Raw genomic sequence first — 17,907 nt, forward strand, 5'->3', positions numbered from 1 at the left:
TATTTTAACTTCGAAAAATAATTGTATCATAAAATTTGTTTCTGAAACAAAATTCTTCCTTCAGGTATCCTTCCTGTACAAAGCCTGTTGATTTGAGTATTGCAGCAGACGCAAGATTGCCGGAAGATGTTCTGGCTTCTACGCTATGCAGTTTCATTTCTTCAAATCCATATTCCAGTACTTTCAATAAAGCTTCTTTCATAATTCCCTTTCGCCAGTAAGCAGGATGCAATGTGTAACCTGTTTCTGCACGGTGATGCTGCGACTGTATGCGCCAGTAACAGATATTGCCAATGAGGATTGAGGGATTCTCACTTAAAGCAATACCCCACATGATTGCCTGGTTTGCATCTATATCAAGATTAATACTTTCAATAAACTCTTTTGCCACTTCTTCATTTGCCGCAGGCTCTTTACCTATAAACTGCAGCACCTGCTCATCCGACCGGAGAAAAAAAATCTCAGGTGCATCACTGATTTTTATTCTGCGTAACAGCAGCCGTTCAGTTTTTAATTCGGGGAATGGATGAAAATTCAGATGAAGCATAGATGACAGGTTTATTATTAATAAGGAAAACACTTCAGATGAAGTTAATATGATTTGACAATTCGATGAGAATAAAAAAGATGTTTTGTGATTGAAATCATAATGACCTCTGTTGATGCAGAATAATTTTGTGAAAATTAACACAAATGCAAATAAGTACACAAAGCACACTTGGCAATATTGTTAAACAATATCATGCAACAGCACTTATCTTCGAAAAATATAACCTTGATTACTGCTGCAACGGTAAACGGAGCCTGGAAGAAGCATGTAAAGAAAAAAACCTGCCTCTTGATACGCTGGTATATGAACTGGCGAAAGCAATTGGCGACCCAACAGAAAATGACCAGGATTTTGATTCATACGATCCCGAACAACTCATCAGCCATATTATTCTGAAACACCACTCTTTTGTAAAAAAAACAATTCAACCAATTGAAGAACATTTACTGCGTGTAGCTTCTAAACATGGCGACCGCTATCCCGAAATGAAAAAAGTATATACAACCTTTCTTGAAGTTGCAGATGAACTTCAATCACATATGCAAAAAGAAGAAATGATTCTCTTTCCACGTATTCGTGAAGTTTATTATGCCGGTAAAAAAATTGAACATACTGAATTCAGTTCTAATTTTATCAGTGGCCCTGTAAGTGTAATGGAGGCTGAGCATACACATGCAGGAAATGGGCTGGATGAGATCAGGCAGCTTACCAACAATTACACAGCTCCTGTCGGGGCCTGCAATACATTTGCATTAGTGATCAATGAACTTAAAGCATTTGAAGAAGATCTGCATCAGCATGTGCATCTTGAAAATAATATCCTGTTTCCAAAGGCAGAAGAGCTTTTGCTGGCAGCACTTTAATTAAATTAGTCCTTATGTAAAACTATTGTTCCTGGCAGTGTAAGCTGTCAGGATTTTTTTTAAGAGGATAGCCTGCTATATGAATTCATCACTTAGTCAAATGAATTGCTGAGGGTTTCAAATGCTTAATAAAAGCCATGTCATTTTTTAGGCTCAATCAAATCCCAAAGGTTTCCATACAAATCTTTAAACACTGCTACTGTTCCATAAGGTTCCGCAACAGGTTCCCGCACAAATTCAATCCCTTTTTTAAGCATTTGCTGTTGATCACGCCAAAAATCATCGGTATAAAGAAATAAGAATACACGGCCACCTGTTTGATTGCCGATCCTGCTTACCTGTTCATCCTTAGCAGCCTTCGCCAGTAAAAGCTGAGTACCTGAGGAGCCGGGTGGAGCTATGCGGACCCACCGTTTTGTCTCACTTAAAACCGTGTCTTCCACTAATGTAAAACTGAGTTTGCCTGTATAAAAATCAATTGCTTCATCATAATCCCGAACCACTAAAGCGATATGTGCAATTTGCTGTTTCATATAGATTGCTTGTTTTTCAAATGTAAATCATCGGCTGATATCATAAGTTAAAATGCTGTGAATTAGCTATATACAGGCAGGCAAAGAAGTTACAACAGCATAAAATTAAAATCGACCGCCTCGCAAATAAAACCTACCTTTACAGCGTCATTTGAGTTAATCTCTTGTAAGCGATCAATCATTCTTCTGTTCTAGTATTTTTCTTTTACACCAGCATTCCGCTCAAGTTTTATTAAATTATAATTTTTATCAGACATGAACATTTATGTTTCAAATTTAGGTTTCAACGTACAAGACGCTGACCTGAAAAATTTATTTGCCACTTACGGCAACGTTTCTTCAGCTAAAGTAATTTTTGACAAAATGACCAATCAGAGCCGTGGCTTTGGATTTGTTGAAATGCCCGACGATGCATCTGCACAAAAGGCGATCGATGAGCTCAATGGCACTACCACTGATGGCCGTGCAATTAAAGTAGTAGAAGCAAGACCACGTGAAGAGAAACCACGCAGCAATACAAGATGGTAATCTGATTGCAGGTACAGTCATCATTTTCTTAATCAAACAATTTCACGTATGACGAATGACATGATTGAAAAATTCATCGATAACAAAGGACAGAAAAATGCGAAGGTGAATATTCATTTTAAACAAAGAGATACGGTTAAAGGTGTGTTTATCCGCACCAATGATTATGATGAACTGAAATCTAAAAACTTTTGGCGCATTGTATCTGCTTCAAAAGTGGAAGAATGGGAAAAAACGAAAGACAGTAACCTGGCACGTATTTATAATGGCGCAGAGTTTACACGTTTAAGTGAAAACAATTAACCTGGCATTGTAAGTAATTACCGGAGTACTGAGCTTTCTGCTCAAACATCCGAAAAGAAGAACAGAAAAACAATTGAAGTATGTTTACACAAACCTGGAAAAAATATTTGCCCGTTATTGTAATTCTTTTGAAACGGTCGGCAAGCGGCGCTCAAACGCTGAATATGAACCATACCGATTTTGAAAGAGCAGCAGGCGGACGTAAAATAAAATATAGTTTTTCACAGCTTCAGTTAAATAACGGCCGTATCAATACTGCAGTAAAACAACTTCCACTGGCTAAAGAATTTGCTGTTTTGTTACAGGAAGACGAGCTGACAAGGAAGTTACTTCCCGGTCAGAATTTTGAATTTTCGATGAGCAATGATTTTTTGCTTACGATCAAAAACAATACACCGGTACCTGAAGCAGAAACAGAGGAAACAAATGAAATTACTGCAGATGAAGCAACAGCAGAAACTGTTGAATCAGCCTGATTTATTTGTTGAATGCTGTTAATGATTAACTTTATAACAGAACATTAGTTTAACTGCTGACCGATTAAAATCGTCAGCAGTTTTTTTTGACCTCAATTTGAATCAATATGCATCGCTCAGTTATTACAGGCACCGGATCTTATATTCCACCTGTTGTACAATCAAATAACGATTTTGCCAAACAAACCTTTTTATGCTGATAACCAGCAACCCCTTCCAACTCCTCTACTGTAATTGTAGAAAAGTTTAAACAGATCACTGGCATTGAGGAACGTCGTTATACAACAGATGATTTAACCACTTCAGATATTGGTGCTATTGCTGCGCAGAAAGCCATTGAAGACAGTGGTATAAATCCGGAAGAACTGGATTATATTATTGTTGCCCATAATTTCGGCAATGTTATTAAGCATACCATTCAAACAGATGCAGTGCCTTCTTTAGCTGCACTTATAAAACATGAGCTTGGTATTCACAACCCGAATTGCGTTGCTTATGATATTTTATTTGGCTGTCCAGGCTGGATACAGGGTGTAATACAGGCAGATGCTTTTTTTAAAGCAGGTATTGCAAAGAAAGCTCTTGTAGTTGGCACAGAAACATTATCGAGAGTAATTGATATGTACGACCGTGACAGCATGATCTTTAGCGATGGTGCAGGTGCTGCAGTACTTGAATACAAAGAAACAAATGAAGAGGGTTCAGGGATACTGAGCGCATCTGTGCAAACGCATTCAATAGAAGAGGTGGATTACATCCACATGGGCCAATCCTTTTATCCGGAAAGTGATCCGAAAATCCGCTATATCAAAATGAAAGGGCGTAAGGTGTATGAATATGCAATGAAGTATGTGCCTGCAGCCATGAAAGATTGCTTAGATAAAAGTGGTGTTGATATCAGCCAACTGAAGAAAGTATTTATACACCAGGCGAATGAAAAAATGGATGATGGCATCGTTAAACGTCTTTACCAGTTATACGATATACCAAAGGCCCCTGAACATATTATGCCCATGAGTATTCACTGGCTGGGTAACAGTTCTGTAGCAACAGTTCCTACTTTGTATGACCTTGTATTGAAAGAAAAAGTAGAACATCACCAGGTGAACCCCGGTGATGTAATTATGTTTGCATCTGTTGGAGCCGGCATGAACATCAATGCTGTTTGTTACCGGTATTAAGATGATGTATTAACGTTGCATGAATGCCTTCCCGTAACGCTTGCCTCTTGCAGCATTATGGAATCCGGCAACTGGTGCCCCGGCTGGTTTAGCAGCAACCGGCATACTGTGCATGGAACTGATGTCGTACATATGATCTTTTACAACAGGAATTGTTTTCTTAATGAGCTTTTGAATATCAGTCAAAAAAGTTTTTTCACTCCAGTCGCAGAAAGAAATTGCAATACCGCTGGCTCCTGCCCTGCCGGTACGGCCAATACGATGCACATAAGTTTCAGCAACATTCGGCAACTCAAAGTTGAGAACATGCGTTAACTCATCAATATCTATTCCACGTGCTGCAATATCAGTTGCAACCAATACACGGGTTTTTCTGTTTTTGAAATTCTCCAATGCACGTTGTCTTGCATTCTGTGCTTTATTACCATGAATCGCTTCTGCACGGATCCCTGCACGGTTAAGCTGCACAGTTAATTTATCAGCAGCGTGTTTCATCTGTGTAAACACCAATACAGTTTCAATGGTTTCATCTTTCAGCAACTGAATGAGTAAAGATTGTTTGTTATGCTTTTCAACATAATAAACTGATTGCTGAATCATATCAACCGTAGAAGCGGGAGGAGTTACCTCAACTTTTACAGGATTAGATAATAAAATATCTGCCAGCTGTTTAATTTCATTGGGCATGGTTGCTGAGAAAAACAAGGTTTGTCTCTTGGCAGGAAGTTTCGCAATGATGCGTTTTACATCATGCACAAAACCCATATCAAGCATACGGTCAGCTTCATCAAGTACAAAATATTTGATATCTTCTAATGAGATTACTCGTTGCTGCATCAGATCGAGTAAACGACCGGGTGTTGCAACAATAATATCAACTCCATTACGGATGGCCTGTACCTGGCTAAATTGCGGCACGCCTCCAAAAACCACTTTATGATTGAATGGAAGAAAATGTCCATACGCCTGTATACTTTCCCCGATCTGGATAGCCAGCTCACGGGTTGGAGTAAGGATCAGCGTTTGAATACGGCGATACTTTGGTTTTTCAATTTCGAACTGCTGAAACATCAGCTGCAGAATCGGAATGGTAAACGCTGCTGTTTTACCGGTACCTGTTTGGGCACAACCGAGTAAATCACGTTTTTGTAAAATAGCTGGAATGGCTTGTTCCTGGATAGGTGTTGGAGTGGTATACCCCTCTTTGCTCAAGGCCTGTAATACAGGCTCAACGAGCTGCAAATTGTTAAATGACACTATAAAATTCTTTTTGATTAATAAATGTGATAAGGCTACCAAAAAACGATCGGGTACTTTATCTGCCTTAGGTTAGAACATCACTTATTTGGGGAGAAAGACCACACAAACAGAGAGGGCAATAACATTAAGAACTGTAAAACTACATTTTTTTACCGGAAAAGGAAGCTTTTTCTTTTAGGCCCTGCTATTAGCTTACAGTATTATTTAACACGAATAATTTTAACAGGACAGAGTTTAGCCGCTTTTTCATTGGCTTCCCTCTCATCATCATTCACTTTAACCGTCCAGAATCCTCTGCTGTTTTTTGCATCCACCAATGTACTTCTTCCATCACGCTTCGACATACGCCAGCGGTCAGGAGCAGCCTCCACACAGTAGTTACAGCCAATACACTTTTCTCTTTGCTGGGTAATAATGATCATAATTTATTCTGCATCTGCTGCAACTATCTTATATAATTTATCTGAATGATGAACAGGTGTATCCAGCGGGAATGCACAAAGATCGCCTTTCTCAGCTACAGTTGCTGCACCAGAATTATTTACATGCAGTGATTCAACAATTGTTTCTACAACGCCGATGTTTTTTCCAATGATCATTACCCTGTCGCCAACATGCAAAGGGTAACTTTCAATTTTAAACTCAGCAATTTTATTGCGGGGATAATAATGATTGCCTTTACCAAGATAGATTTTTTTAACCGTTGCTTTTGAACCTGACATATCTGTCCACTCACCAATTTGCTGACCGTGAAAATAACCACCCCAGAAACCCCGGTTATATACTTCTTCCATGCGCTTTATCCATGCTGCTGCTTTTTCAGATGAATAGGTATTCTTGTAATAACTGTCAATCGCTTCACGGTAACATTGCGTAACAGTCTTTACATAATCAGGGCCTTTCCCTCTTCCTTCAATCTTCAGCACTTTCACTCCTGTTTCAAGTAGCTGATCGATAAAATCAATTGTGCAGAGATCTTTGGGCGACATGATATACTCGTTGTCAATCTCCAGCTCATGACCATCTTCAATATCAATCACTTTGTATTTTCTTCTGCAATTCTGTAAACATGCGCCTCTATTGGCAGATGCATTTTGCGTATGTAAGCTGAGATAACATTTTCCTGAAACTGCCATGCACAAAGCACCATGAGCAAATACTTCAATCTCAATTAAATTACCTGAAGGGCCTTTGATGTTTTCTTTTTTAATTCCATCGCAAATTGATTTTATCTGCCGTAAACTCAATTCTCTCGATAGCACCATTACATCTGCAAACAACGAATAGAAGCGAACTGTTTCAAGATTGGTGATATTTAATTGCGTAGAAATATGCACTTCCATTTGCTGGCTGCGTGCATAAGCAATCACTGCCTGATCGGATGCAATCACAGCTGTGATCCCTGCGGCTTTTGCTTCATTGATGACTGTTTTCATCAACGACAGATCATGATCGTAAACAATTGTATTGAGAGTAAGATAGCTGCGAATATTATTTTTATTGCAGAGAGAAGCAATTTCAGGTAAATCATCAACAGTGAAATTCATGGTGGCTCTTGCACGCATGTTGAGTTGTTCTACGCCGAAATAAACAGCGTCTGCACCTCCCTGTATGGCAGCCTGCATTGATTCAAAGCTGCCGGCAGGCGACATTAATTCCACTTTAGTTAAATCCATGAATTGACAATTGAGCTGCAAAAATACTTACATGCCTCAAGTTTATAGCTGAGTTTAATCAGTAAGCAAACCAACCTTGTTCAGAGGGGGATGATTATAGCTGCCGGAAGAAAATCCATCACTTAATTGCTAAACTGTTGCGACAGTGCATTTGAAATCACCTTAAATCCATTTTCTTTATTAATCAGGTGATAACGGTTATTGATGGCCCTGATATTGGGGTTTGAAAAATGTTTTTCATTGTAAGGAATAACCAGGTCTGTTTCATTCAGAATTTTTCCTGTTTCATCTACTGAACGTGTAAACACCCTGTAATGAAAATGCCAGGGATTTAAATCATCTTCTGATCCCGTAGATGAATACGTATCATTGTACCCTTCAAAAATCAATTCACTTGTATGATGCGGATGCTCTGCAAGTGCTTCAGAAATATTGATGAAATGATTCATTTCAGGATCATTATGGGTAATTCCACTGTCCCAGATTGTTTCACCATTCAGGAAAATGACCATTCTGTTATCTACATGTTTTACATTGATCCAGTATTCTTTTTTCATTTTTTCTATTTTTCTATGAAAGGTTATTGTTTAACGGCATAAAGTTTAAACTTAATGCCGAAGCAGGAAATGATTAAAATTATCTGCCGGACTGATGATCGTTAATTCCGGCTACCCGTAAATATTGTTAGTTACCCGCCATATGGGAGAAATCAATCATTAATCAGCCATATATCTTCTGTGTTACAGGAGAGAAACACCCTGCTACCAGTTGTTAGCTCATTTTTGTTTGTTTTTACTCTTACTGATTGTTGGTCAATCAATACATCAATGGTATAATAACTGCCCCAGTAAAGTACCTGCTCTACAATACCCGCAACTGAATTGCTTTCGAAATCAGTGATGGTAAACTGTTCGGGGCGGATAAGCATCTTCTTACCCATTAAATCAACATTGCTCAAAGATGTAAATGAACAAGATTTCCTGACATCGATTAAATTATAATCACCCAAAAGACCAGCACAATATTCATTGATGGGCTGCTGATAAACTTCTTTTGGCGTTCCTTTCTGAACAACCCTTCCATCTTTCATTAAAAGAATGGTATTCGCCCATGAAAGGATATCCAGTGCGTCATGCGAAACCATAATAAAGGAGATGTTCATTTTTTCACCCAGGTCATGAATTACTTTTTTGATGGTTCGTTTATGTACAGCATCAAGATTGGAAAAAGGCTCATCGAGCAATAATAAACGGGTTGACCCGATCAGTAACCTGGCTAAAGCAATCCGTTGTTTCTCACCGCCTGAAAGCTGATCAGTTTTACGGCCTGTTAAATGATCAATCTGGCAAATACGGTACAGGTTAGCCGCTTCTTCTTCGCTAAGCTTATTAAACATTTCCAGCAGATCCCGTACCCAGTAATTATTCCGCAGCTCAAAATACTGGCTCAGGTAGCCAATACCTGGGTGCCCCGGAATCAACTGATCATTCGGGCCAAGAATTTTCTTACCCTCAAACCGTATTTCACCGGCAGAAGGTTCAGCCAATCCGCCAATCATTTTCAGCAAGGTTGTTTTACCCGACCCCGTTTCACCTGCGATGGCAATGTTTTGAGCGTATTCCTGAGTAAAGTTGATATCCTTTACTGAAAAGTTCCCCTTCCCTTCAATACTGATTCCTGTAACTGATAACAAAGCCATGGTTCGAAAATAAACCATACGCTGCAAATGACAAGAAAAGCCAGTTTCTGCAGAATCAGTTGTGGTTACTCAAGATTAAGAAGTTGAGCAATTGACAATGAAAAACAGCAACTGACTTTTTATTCACAAGTCTTAAGCAGGAACGAGTTGCGGCTGTAAAAAGCTTATCTTTGACCTAATCTGCTGAAAATATTCCCCCTTTTTCCCCAGATCAACTTCGTCATTATCCTTCTCCGTTTGGAGAAATATTCATCACTCGATAAAAACAATTATGGCAGAAACCTGGAATAAAAAAGAAAGAGAAAAGAAAAAGCAGCAAAGCAGGAAAGAAAAAGAAGAAAGAAAGCAGGAACGGAAGGAAACCGCTAAAAGCAAAAATCCTGATGATATGCTGGCGTATATTGATGAGAACGGGAATATCTCATCAACTCCCCCAGACCCTAAAAAGATGAGAAAAGTGCGACTGGAAGACATTGAAATCGGTGTCCCTAAACACGAACCGGTTGATCCTGCAGATCTCATCAGAACAGGTATTGTTACCTTCTTCAACGAATCAAAAGGGTATGGCTTTATCAAGGATATGGAAACACAGGAAAGTGTGTTCGTACATATCAATGGTTTAAAAGAAGCCATTAAAGAAAACAACAAAGTAACTTTTGAAGTGGAAATGACGCAGAAAGGTGCAAGTGCGATTAATGTTAAAATGGCAAATTAAAATTACCTTATTTATAAAATAAAAAAGAGGGCGTTGCCCTCTTTTTTATTTTCAGCATTCTTTGCTTTCTATGAATTTAGTTTATAGCAAATTAACTCAGCAGATACTTTATATCATTAGTCAGGATAAACTTGTTTCGTACATTTAATTTTAAGAATCACAGTCAGCAGGAATTCACCATGCAAAAGAAAGTACATCTGGTATTAGGAAGTGGTGGCGCAAGAGGTATTGCACATATTGGCGTAATTGAATTACTGGAAGAACAGGGCTTTGAAATCATCAGCGTAACCGGCTGCTCCATGGGTGCAGTAGTTGGCGGCATGTATTGTGCCGGGTACTTAACTGCCTATAAGGATTGGTTGCTTACAATGAACAAAACAAAAGTGTTCAACCTGTTCGATTTTACATTTACCAAACAGGGCTTTGTAAAAGGCGAACGTGTGCTTGCCCAGTTACATGGATTTACGGGTGAACAGAAAATAGAAGATTTAAAAGTCAGGTTTACAGCTGTGGCTACAGATATCATGCACAAAAAGGAAATCCACTTTCAATCGGGCAATTTGTATAAAGCACTGCGTGCTTCCATTGGTATTCCGGGGTGTTTACACCTGTTCAGGAAGCAGATTCTTATTTGGTGGATGGTGGAGTATTAAATCCATTACCGTTAAACTTAGTAACCAGAAATGAAGGTGAGTTGATTGTTGCAGTGAATCTCAATGGACATGCAAAACCGAAACAACCTGCACCTGCGAAACAGGAGATAACGGAGAATGCAGCTGATACATGGGCATGGTTAAAAACCATTTCACTTCCCGTAATAAAGAAAGACAACAACAGCAACACATTAAATTATTCACTGGTTGAATTATTAAGAACCTCTTACAATTTTACGCAAGACAGGTTAACGGAGATGATGATCCGGTTTTATCCGCCTGATGTGTTAATTGAAATTCCCCGTAACACCTGTTCTTCTTTTGAATTTTATAGGGCTGCTGAATTGATTGCATTGGGAAAGGAAGCTTATAATGAAGGGATGAATAAATATGAAATCAGTAAGTTTTCCTGAAAATCTCCCAAAAATCAGCCTACTTAAGAACGCTTTCAAAATAACCTTTCAGATTATAACCGTGTTTAATGTCAAACTCTAAACATTTAGTGCTTACTTTTTTTGTTTAAACACGCTATAGGATATTATACATCCAATGCAAAGCCCGATGAATAAATAAAATTCAAAGTTTATCTTGCTAATGGGATAGTTTACCGTGAATTTTTCATTGGCTGTATTTAAGCCCCTCGCCATAGTTGAAAAATATGATCGTATCATTTGTTGTCTTACTAAAATAGAAAGAGTTATACTGGCAAGTATAATCAGAATGCTTATCATTTTCTGCTTTTTTGAAATAATGGGTGTCACACGCCAGATTAATAATAGGAAAAACGGCATTAACCCAAATACCAATGAAAACACCAATGCTATTCTGGAAATGCTCAAAAAATCCGTCTCTGAATAATATCCATTGTCAGCTTTTGGAAGCATAAATTCAAACAAGTCGCTAAATGCAAAGTATACAGATACGAACAGAATTAGTGAAATGAAAAAAGCCAGAAGGACTTCGATTTTAGAGCTTTTCATTAGTACTTACATTTAAATTTTTTCTTACCCTAACACCAATTGCTGATGTAAATGAGTAACTGTTTCAGAAGCATCTTTACATAATCCTGAATGCACTGCTGAACTTTGTACTACAGTACTCCGTTTAGCTGTTAACCAGCGAAAACGGGAAGCAAGATCAAGTGCGGCAATTGGGCCGGCATCGCTGTTACCCTTGCTGATTTGTTCAAACGCTTCGAGATGAGAACGCACATCGTCAATATCTATTTCAGGAAATAAGGTGAGCAGTTTCTTTTCATCCAGCGTATACATCATCTGTAAAAAAGCCGGCTTCTTACTGTACACAATAACACCCACGTTCAGGAATTCTTCCCGTTCCACCCGTGGTACAACCCTGATGACAGCATATTCAAATAAGTGATTGTCTTGCATGCAGTGCTTCGTTTACAAAAATAGCAGAGTGTTGAACCCTGCTGATTAAAAAATTACTGTATACTTCACGCATTGCTTCCGCACTTCCCTGCATGTCCTCATTCTGCAGCCACAGATCAGGAATTAAGGAAACAACTGATTTTATTTTTTCTGCTGTCAAAATCACTCTTGATGATTCATCTGCCTTTTCAATTTCTCCTGCCTGGCTCAGCAACACATGATCTTTAATCTGTACAAATGGCTTCAACGACTGCTCTTCCCAGTTCTGCCATGAATGATGAAAGTACAAAGCGGCACCATGATCAATGAGCCAGAGTTCATTCCGCCAGCTGAGCATATTCGTATTTTTAGCAGTACGGTCAACATTGGTTAAAAAGGCATCAAGCCAAACAATTTTTGAAGCCAGTGCTGAATCAAGCCGTTTCACTGCAGGATCATAAGTAATGGCTCCTGATAAATAATGCAATGCCAGGTTCAGTCCAACACTTGCCTTCAGCAGATCCTGAATTTCTTCATCGGGTTCTGTGCGGCCAAATGCTTCATCGAGGTTGGCAAATACAATTTCAGGAATTTTTAATCCAAGAGCTCTTGCAATTTCACCGCCAATCAGATCAGCGATCAACGCTTTACTTCCCTGCCCTGCTCCACGGAATTTCAAAACATATAAAAATCCGTCGTCGGCTTCGGCAATTGCAGGCAATGAACCTCCTTCACGCAAAGGAGTTACATAGCGCATTACCTGTACTGTTCTTATTTCTGTTTGTTGCACATTCATATTCCTGCAACAAAGATTACAGTTTTCAGCTGAATATTAAAAGTTTGTTTCTGTGAACTAACTCCTGTTGCGTTTAATGAATTTCCACACTTCAATCCATAAGGTAGCAAGCACGGCAACGGCAGCACATATACCGATTGTGGAAATTGACAGTTGATTTAAGTTGAACAGATTCCTGATAAATGGAACATAAATTAATGCTGCCATAAACAACAGGGTAATTCCAATAATCAAAGGAACAAGGTTGTTCTTATAGGTCCATGTTTTGATAATTGAATAATAAAAGGAACGGTTGACAAGTGTTAAGAAAATATTACTGAATAAAAGTGTAATGAAAATGATTGTACGAATAGTGGTCTCATCACTGCCCTGCTGCATGAAATAATAACCTATGCCCAAACATCCTCCTGTAATCATCAACCCCTGAAGAATACTGACAGTTAATTGCCGAAGTGATAAGAATGTAGCTCCTGCTTTTCTTGGAGGACGTTGCATTGTACCGGGCTCCATCGGTTCATTTTCATAAATGATGGAACAGGTTGGTCCCATTATAAGTTCAAGGAAGATAACATGAACCGGTGAAAAAATATTTGTGAACTTCCATGCAAGTAATAAAGGAAGTGCTACAATTAGAATGATTGGGATATGAATGGAAACGATATACTGAATGGCTTTTTTGAGGTTATCATAAATCTTACGTCCCAACGCTACAGCATCTGTCATATGTGCAAGGTCATCATCGGTAAGAATTAAGGATGCAGCACTTTTTGCAACTTCACTGCCACGTAGTCCCATTGCAATTCCGATATGTGCAGCTTTTAATGCCGGGCCATCATTTACTCCATCACCGGTCATTGCAACCACTTCACCATTTTCTTTTAAAGCATCAATCACTTTCAGTTTTGCTTCCGGAAACATGCGTGCATAGATATCAACGTCTTTTACTTTTTTCTGTAAATCCTCTTTGCTTAGATGTAAAATCTCTTCGCCTGTCAAAACATTGCTGTTATGTTCTAATTGTATTTGTCCAGCAATAGCCAGAGCAGTTTCAGCATAATCACCTGTAATCATTTTTACCGGTATTCCCGCTTCACGAAATGTTTTAATTGTTTCTGCAATTTTTTCTTTTGGTGGATCCTGAAAAGCAATCAACCCGAAAAATTCATACTCAAATACTTCCTGTGCTTCCGGCCAGTCTTTTTCGTTCCAGATTCCTTTACCCACACCGAGAACACGATAGCCCAATCTTGCATACGCCAGCGATTGTTCTTCGATTTGTTTTAATTCTTTACCGGATAATTTCGATTGCCGTAAAATACCTTCCGGTGCACCTTTCACTGCAATAATTGTTTCGCCTTTTTCATTCCTGAAAATATGGGTCATCTTGGGAGGCTTACCCCCAATAGGATACTCATGCACCTGCTTAAATTCCTGTCGCCTGTCTGATGCTGTAGTTTTTTCATACAGCTCATGAATGGCTTTTTCCATCGGGTCAAATGGATTTGTTTCACTGCTCCACATTGCATATTCAATCAGTTCAGCCGGCAACCCATTGTTGTCTTTTATTTGTACAGATAAGTTTGTTTTAAAATCATAAACACTTTCAATACTCATTTTATTTTGAGTAAGTGTACCCGTTTTATCTACACATATCACCGTAGCAGAACCTAATGTTTCAACATACTGCGGTTGCTTGACAATAATATTATTCTTCAGTAAAACGGAAAGCACCCAATGCCTGAAATGTGCTGAAGGCAACGGGAATTTCTTCGGGAAGAACACTCATTGCTAAAGTTAATCCCTGTAGAAAAGATTGCAGCAGATCACCTGAATGATAAAAATTAAATCCAACCACAATTAAAAAAGCTGCTGCACCAATCCAAACCATATTACGTACAAATGAACGGATCTGATTTTGCAAAGGCGTTTTTACAACAGAGATTTCTTTCAATGACAAGCCAATCTTTCCAAACATAGTCTTTAGCCCAACCTCCGTAACTTTTACTGTTGCGCTTCCACTTGTGACTAATGTTCCTCTGTAAACTGTATTCTTGTTGTCGGCTGTTTTAATCACCGCAAAAGATTCGCCGGTAAGGATTGATTCATTGAGAGAAAAATCATTGGCACCAACAATTAATCCATCTGCTGCAACAACCTCACCTTCTTCCAGTATCAGCAGGTCATCGACAACTATTTCTTCTGTTGTTATCTGAACCAGTTCTCCATTACGCATCACTTTCGCATGTGCAGCCGACAGTTTCTTTAAAGCCTGTACAGCATTTTTGCTTCTGTATTCCTGGAAAAGTGAAATGCCGGCCACAATGAAAATGGACACCAGCATAATAATTCCTTCTTTATACTGACCAACAACAAAATAAATAATACAGGCAGCCAGCAACAATATAAACATCGGTTCCAGTATCACTTCTTTCAATACCTGCAACAGCACACGATCTTCCTGCATTTCAAGTGTATTGGTTCCATGCCTGCTGCGGCTGATGCCAACCTGTTCTGATGTTAACCCTGATTTAACTTCTGAAAACTCCATCTAAAGCAATTTACATTATAATCGTTTATGATATCCACTCCAATTACCGTAAGAAAATTGGTTCATTTAAATAAAACTGACGGAAAACATACAATAAGTGAAGTTTACAAAGTCAGTTCTTATCGTTTTGAAATAGAATGACATTAAAAAGAATTTGAAATGATTAAAGTCATAAAAATGAGAGCCTCCCTTATATAACTTCAATAAAACTTTTGCTTTATGAAAAAAAATCATCTATTCTTTATAAGTCTGTTCTTGCTTTCTCTTCAACTGAGTGCACAGGATGAAAATAAGATCGTTTCAAAATTCGACTTTATTCCCGGTGAGAAAATTATTTTCTTCGATGATTTTTCATCAGACAATATTGGTGATTTCCCAGCCTTATGGAATACCAACAGCAGCGGCGAAATTGTTACTATTGGCAAATTTCCGGGCAGATGGTTTCAAATGACAGGTGGCGGTTATTATATTCCGGAAGCCAAAGAAAAATTCTCTGATAATTTTACAGTAGAGTTTGACCTGGTACCTATGAACACAGAAACAATTGACTACATGTTCAATGTAAATTTTCTGTTTGTGTCAGGTACACTCAGTGACCCTAATGAAGGGGGTGCCATTCCGGGAAAAGCAGGAATAAGTATTACTCCCGGATATGAACAGGTAAACTGGACCAACTGGTCAGAAAAAACAGAAGGCTATAAAGACAACGGCAGTTCAATATTTAATTTTACTACCGGGGAAAAATATCATATTGCTTTCTGGGTACAGAAGCAGAGGATACGCATGTATGCCAACGATAAAAAGTGCTTGACTTACCCCGTGGATTAATTGACGGCTATGTGTACAATATTTTCAGGATACAAACTACTGCCGAAATAAAACCCATCATAGCGAATTTCAGAATAGCTGCGGGATTACCGGATATGCGTAATAAGTTATTAACTGAAGGTAAACTGATTTCTTACGGAATTCAGTTTGATGTAAATTCTGATAAAGTAAAACCTGAATCTTACGCTACAATCAAAGAAATTGCACAGGTACTGAAAGAAAATCCTGCACTTAAACTAAAAATTGTCGGGCATACAGACAGTGATGGTGATGATGCGTCAAACATGGATCTTTCCAAACGCAGAGCATTGGCTGTTAAAGCAGAACTCAATAAAACTTTCGAAATTGATAACAGCAGAATTGAAACAGACGGAAAAGGCGAATCTGTTCCAATAGCCGGCAATGATAATGCTGTAAATAAAGCCAAAAACAGGAGGGTTGAATTTATAAAACTGTAAATAAACTTTATGAAACGCATCTTAACGAATGCAGCATTCCTGTTTGTCTGCATGCCTGTTTGGCTAACTGCTCAGAATACAAAATACTTAACTGAAAAAAGCGGTATATGGTCTCTCTACAATAATAAACACCAACAGGGTGCAATGTTTGCTGCGTATGATAAAAATGTTACAGCAATCGCTGAATGGTTTCACCATAAGATTCCTTTACTGGCTAATCCAAAAGGCTTCGACCTTAATACCACCATCTTCGGAATGTGGGATGACAACTATAAAAAGAGAGCTTGTAATTATGCCATCAGGTCTCAACTCGTTTATAACTTTGAATTGTTTCTGCTTGAAAATGGAAAAGAAAGCAAGTGGGTAGTAGAACCTCCGCACTGGAGTTTTTACATCAACAATACCCATGCAGGTCACAGCTCAAATTTTTATTACGAAGGCTTTAAAGTGCAGGATGATCATCCATCATTAGAACTGCCTTTTGAAAAAGCAACCGCAGCCCTGGCTGATCTCTTCGCCGTTTTTCCTCTTGAAAAAGAAATTGCCCCTGGCGTACATCTCTATGGCGATGGCAACCTGGTTGTCTTTAATCCCGAACGCCCGGCTTTCTGGCTTCCTGTAATAGTGAAAGAAGTAATGGACATGAAACTTACTTATTACAGCATCAGGCCGCAGGATAAAGAAATACTATATGCCTACCTGAAGAAAGCCTATGATGAAATGACTACTGAAGAACTGAATGCCCCTGCATATTACGGTAGTGAAGATGGAATTGTACAGGTAAATGGTAAGAAAGAAGGATTACAAATTATGAAGTTCAATAAAGATTACTGGGATCGAAGTTTACCGTCTTCTGCAATTCAGTTCATCTGCATGTATTACAGCCCGAACAATGAAGAGTGGATGCAGGAATACATAAAAAATAACGGGCATCCGGATTATGCACAACTGGTAAGAAATGTAATTCCATTAAATGAACTGGCCGGATTGATTCAAAAGAAATAAAAACAATTAGTTTACTTTCCTATATTTCACAGTGTAATCAGCCGACATGTAATGCAGCAGTTGATACAATTTCACTTCAAATTCCTGCCCTTCTGAAGTCCAGTTAAAACTTTCGGCTGAATAAAACCCAAGACTGGGATCGGCATAATTGATGAAAGTCAGTTTACCATTTTGAAACTTATATTCTGTTTCAGCTGTAGATGGCCAGGCTGGTCCGGGAGAACCTGAACAGTTGAATTGAAGAACATGTTTTCCATTCTTTAGTGTAAACTGGAGTGTGCCTGCCGGCCCAGTTCCATCAGAACCTACCTTCACCCAAGTTCCAAGTATTTGGTCTTCTTCACTTATGGGTGCCTTGCCGCAACCGGTAAGCAACAGAGCAGAAAAGAAAGCTGCAATTATTAATAAATGTTTCATGATTACCAATTGACCCGCTAAAGTTAGTAAACGTTGCAGCAGGCTGCA

18 protein-coding genes and 3 pseudogenes are annotated in these 17,907 nt (G+C 38.7%); 10 read left to right on the forward strand and 11 right to left on the reverse strand.

Annotation, left to right across the window (positions count from 1 at the left end):
• Window positions 1-4 precede the first annotated feature (4 nt).
• On the reverse strand, window positions 5-547 hold the full coding sequence (locus IPK31_00070; GenBank protein MBK8086502.1) for a GNAT family N-acetyltransferase: 543 nt from the start codon (window positions 545-547) through the stop codon (window positions 5-7).
• 146 nt (window positions 548-693) lie between these two features.
• Here IPK31_00070 and ric point away from each other — a divergent pair, with 146 nt between their 5' ends.
• On the forward strand, window positions 694-1,413 hold the full coding sequence (gene ric / locus IPK31_00075; protein ID MBK8086503.1) for an iron-sulfur cluster repair di-iron protein: 720 nt from the start codon (window positions 694-696) through the stop codon (window positions 1,411-1,413).
• Between the two features lie 140 nt (window positions 1,414-1,553).
• On the opposite strand, the gene IPK31_00080 is transcribed toward ric, so the two are convergent.
• Window positions 1,554-1,946 (reverse strand): VOC family protein, encoded by a 393-nt coding sequence (locus IPK31_00080; protein ID MBK8086504.1) that lies wholly within the window; start codon window positions 1,944-1,946, stop codon window positions 1,554-1,556.
• Window positions 1,947-2,201: 255 nt separating this feature from the next.
• Between IPK31_00080 and IPK31_00085 the strand changes: the two genes are divergently transcribed.
• The 4 genes and pseudogenes from IPK31_00085 to IPK31_00100 all read left to right on the forward strand — a co-directional run bounded on the left by IPK31_00085 (window position 2,202) and on the right by IPK31_00100 (window position 4,434).
• On the forward strand, window positions 2,202-2,474 hold the full coding sequence (locus IPK31_00085) for an RNA-binding protein (GenBank protein ID MBK8086505.1): 273 nt from the start codon (window positions 2,202-2,204) through the stop codon (window positions 2,472-2,474).
• Between the two features lie 60 nt (window positions 2,475-2,534).
• Window positions 2,535-2,777, forward strand: coding sequence for a short-chain dehydrogenase (locus IPK31_00090; protein MBK8086506.1), 243 nt, complete (start codon window positions 2,535-2,537; stop codon window positions 2,775-2,777).
• A gap of 80 nt (window positions 2,778-2,857) precedes the next feature.
• Complete coding sequence (locus IPK31_00095; protein ID MBK8086507.1) at window positions 2,858-3,253, forward strand: hypothetical protein; 396 nt, start codon at window positions 2,858-2,860, stop codon at window positions 3,251-3,253.
• 107 nt (window positions 3,254-3,360) lie between these two features.
• Window positions 3,361-4,434 (forward strand): annotated as a pseudogene (locus tag IPK31_00100) (ketoacyl-ACP synthase III).
• Window positions 4,435-4,443: 9 nt separating this feature from the next.
• Here IPK31_00100 and IPK31_00105 read toward each other — a convergent pair.
• The 5 genes from IPK31_00105 to IPK31_00125 form a co-directional block, all read right to left on the reverse strand.
• Entirely contained in the window at window positions 4,444-5,691 is a 1,248-nt protein-coding gene (locus tag IPK31_00105) for a DEAD/DEAH box helicase (GenBank protein MBK8086508.1), read from the reverse strand.
• Between the two features lie 203 nt (window positions 5,692-5,894).
• Entirely contained in the window at window positions 5,895-6,116 is a 222-nt protein-coding gene (locus tag IPK31_00110) for a ferredoxin (protein ID MBK8086509.1), read from the reverse strand.
• Between the two features lie 3 nt (window positions 6,117-6,119).
• Window positions 6,120-7,370, reverse strand: coding sequence for a U32 family peptidase (locus IPK31_00115; protein ID MBK8086510.1), 1,251 nt, complete (start codon window positions 7,368-7,370; stop codon window positions 6,120-6,122).
• A gap of 122 nt (window positions 7,371-7,492) precedes the next feature.
• Window positions 7,493-7,927 carry a hypothetical protein gene (locus tag IPK31_00120; GenBank protein MBK8086511.1) on the reverse strand — a complete coding sequence of 145 codons (435 nt, stop codon included), beginning with the start codon at window positions 7,925-7,927 and terminating at the stop codon, window positions 7,493-7,495.
• A 152-nt stretch (window positions 7,928-8,079) separates the two neighbouring features.
• Window positions 8,080-9,069, reverse strand: a complete 990-nt coding sequence (locus IPK31_00125) for an ABC transporter ATP-binding protein (GenBank protein ID MBK8086512.1) — start codon at window positions 9,067-9,069, stop codon at window positions 8,080-8,082.
• A gap of 271 nt (window positions 9,070-9,340) precedes the next feature.
• Between IPK31_00125 and IPK31_00130 the strand changes: the two genes are divergently transcribed.
• Together IPK31_00130 and IPK31_00135 are read left to right on the forward strand one after the other, a co-directional pair.
• Window positions 9,341-9,784, forward strand: coding sequence for a cold shock domain-containing protein (locus tag IPK31_00130; protein MBK8086513.1), 444 nt, complete (start codon window positions 9,341-9,343; stop codon window positions 9,782-9,784).
• Window positions 9,785-9,963: 179 nt separating this feature from the next.
• Window positions 9,964-10,850: pseudogene (locus tag IPK31_00135) on the forward strand (patatin-like phospholipase family protein).
• 591 nt (window positions 10,851-11,441) lie between these two features.
• Here the strand turns inward: IPK31_00135 and IPK31_00140 are convergent.
• From IPK31_00140 to IPK31_00150, 3 genes and pseudogenes are all read right to left on the reverse strand, one after another.
• A complete protein-coding gene (locus IPK31_00140; GenBank protein MBK8086514.1) occupies window positions 11,442-11,828 on the reverse strand; it encodes a DUF3037 domain-containing protein in 387 nt (128 codons plus the stop codon).
• The gene (locus tag IPK31_00145) at window positions 11,806-12,603 is read right to left on the reverse strand and encodes an aminotransferase class I and II (protein MBK8086515.1); all 798 of its coding nucleotides are present in this window, start codon (window positions 12,601-12,603) and stop codon (window positions 11,806-11,808) included. The genes IPK31_00140 and IPK31_00145 overlap by 23 nt, the downstream gene beginning before the upstream one ends.
• 57 nt (window positions 12,604-12,660) lie before the next feature.
• A pseudogene (locus IPK31_00150) lies at window positions 12,661-15,151 on the reverse strand (cation-translocating P-type ATPase).
• A 219-nt stretch (window positions 15,152-15,370) separates the two neighbouring features.
• On the opposite strand from IPK31_00150, the gene IPK31_00155 reads away from it, so the two are divergent.
• Genes IPK31_00155 through IPK31_00165 form a run of 3 tightly spaced genes read left to right on the forward strand, consistent with a single transcriptional unit; the run spans window position 15,371 to window position 17,442 of the window.
• Window positions 15,371-15,979: a hypothetical protein gene (locus IPK31_00155; protein ID MBK8086516.1), complete on the forward strand. Its 609-nt coding sequence runs from the start codon at window positions 15,371-15,373 to the stop codon at window positions 15,977-15,979.
• Window positions 15,955-16,437 carry an OmpA family protein gene (locus IPK31_00160; GenBank protein MBK8086517.1) on the forward strand — a complete coding sequence of 161 codons (483 nt, stop codon included), beginning with the start codon at window positions 15,955-15,957 and terminating at the stop codon, window positions 16,435-16,437. The genes IPK31_00155 and IPK31_00160 overlap by 25 nt, the downstream gene beginning before the upstream one ends.
• Before the next feature lie 9 nt (window positions 16,438-16,446).
• Window positions 16,447-17,442, forward strand: a complete 996-nt coding sequence (locus IPK31_00165) for a hypothetical protein (GenBank protein MBK8086518.1) — start codon at window positions 16,447-16,449, stop codon at window positions 17,440-17,442.
• Between the two features lie 6 nt (window positions 17,443-17,448).
• Here IPK31_00165 and IPK31_00170 read toward each other — a convergent pair whose 3' ends face one another.
• Entirely contained in the window at window positions 17,449-17,859 is a 411-nt protein-coding gene (locus tag IPK31_00170; GenBank protein MBK8086519.1) for a hypothetical protein, read from the reverse strand.
• Window positions 17,860-17,907 lie beyond the last annotated feature (48 nt).

Source organism: Chitinophagaceae bacterium, assembly GCA_016713085.1.
Lineage (GTDB): Bacteria > Bacteroidota > Bacteroidia > Chitinophagales > Chitinophagaceae > Lacibacter.

Coding starts and splice junctions, on each gene's coding strand:
- IPK31_00070 (MBK8086502.1), bottom strand. CDS start 547: ATGCTTCATCTGAATTTTCATCCATTCCCCGAATTAAAAACTGAACGG.
- ric (MBK8086503.1), top strand. CDS start 694: ATGCAAATAAGTACACAAAGCACACTTGGCAATATTGTTAAACAATAT.
- IPK31_00080 (MBK8086504.1), bottom strand. CDS start 1,946: ATGAAACAGCAAATTGCACATATCGCTTTAGTGGTTCGGGATTATGAT.
- IPK31_00085 (MBK8086505.1), top strand. CDS start 2,202: ATGAACATTTATGTTTCAAATTTAGGTTTCAACGTACAAGACGCTGAC.
- IPK31_00090 (MBK8086506.1), top strand. CDS start 2,535: ATGATTGAAAAATTCATCGATAACAAAGGACAGAAAAATGCGAAGGTG.
- IPK31_00095 (MBK8086507.1), top strand. CDS start 2,858: ATGTTTACACAAACCTGGAAAAAATATTTGCCCGTTATTGTAATTCTT.
- IPK31_00110 (MBK8086509.1), bottom strand. CDS start 6,116: ATGATCATTATTACCCAGCAAAGAGAAAAGTGTATTGGCTGTAACTAC.
- IPK31_00115 (MBK8086510.1), bottom strand. CDS start 7,370: ATGGATTTAACTAAAGTGGAATTAATGTCGCCTGCCGGCAGCTTTGAA.
- IPK31_00120 (MBK8086511.1), bottom strand. CDS start 7,927: ATGAAAAAAGAATACTGGATCAATGTAAAACATGTAGATAACAGAATG.
- IPK31_00125 (MBK8086512.1), bottom strand. CDS start 9,069: ATGGCTTTGTTATCAGTTACAGGAATCAGTATTGAAGGGAAGGGGAAC.
- IPK31_00130 (MBK8086513.1), top strand. CDS start 9,341: ATGGCAGAAACCTGGAATAAAAAAGAAAGAGAAAAGAAAAAGCAGCAA.
- IPK31_00140 (MBK8086514.1), bottom strand. CDS start 11,828: ATGCAAGACAATCACTTATTTGAATATGCTGTCATCAGGGTTGTACCA.
- IPK31_00145 (MBK8086515.1), bottom strand. CDS start 12,603: ATGAATGTGCAACAAACAGAAATAAGAACAGTACAGGTAATGCGCTAT.
- IPK31_00155 (MBK8086516.1), top strand. CDS start 15,371: ATGAAAAAAAATCATCTATTCTTTATAAGTCTGTTCTTGCTTTCTCTT.
- IPK31_00165 (MBK8086518.1), top strand. CDS start 16,447: ATGAAACGCATCTTAACGAATGCAGCATTCCTGTTTGTCTGCATGCCT.
- IPK31_00170 (MBK8086519.1), bottom strand. CDS start 17,859: ATGAAACATTTATTAATAATTGCAGCTTTCTTTTCTGCTCTGTTGCTT.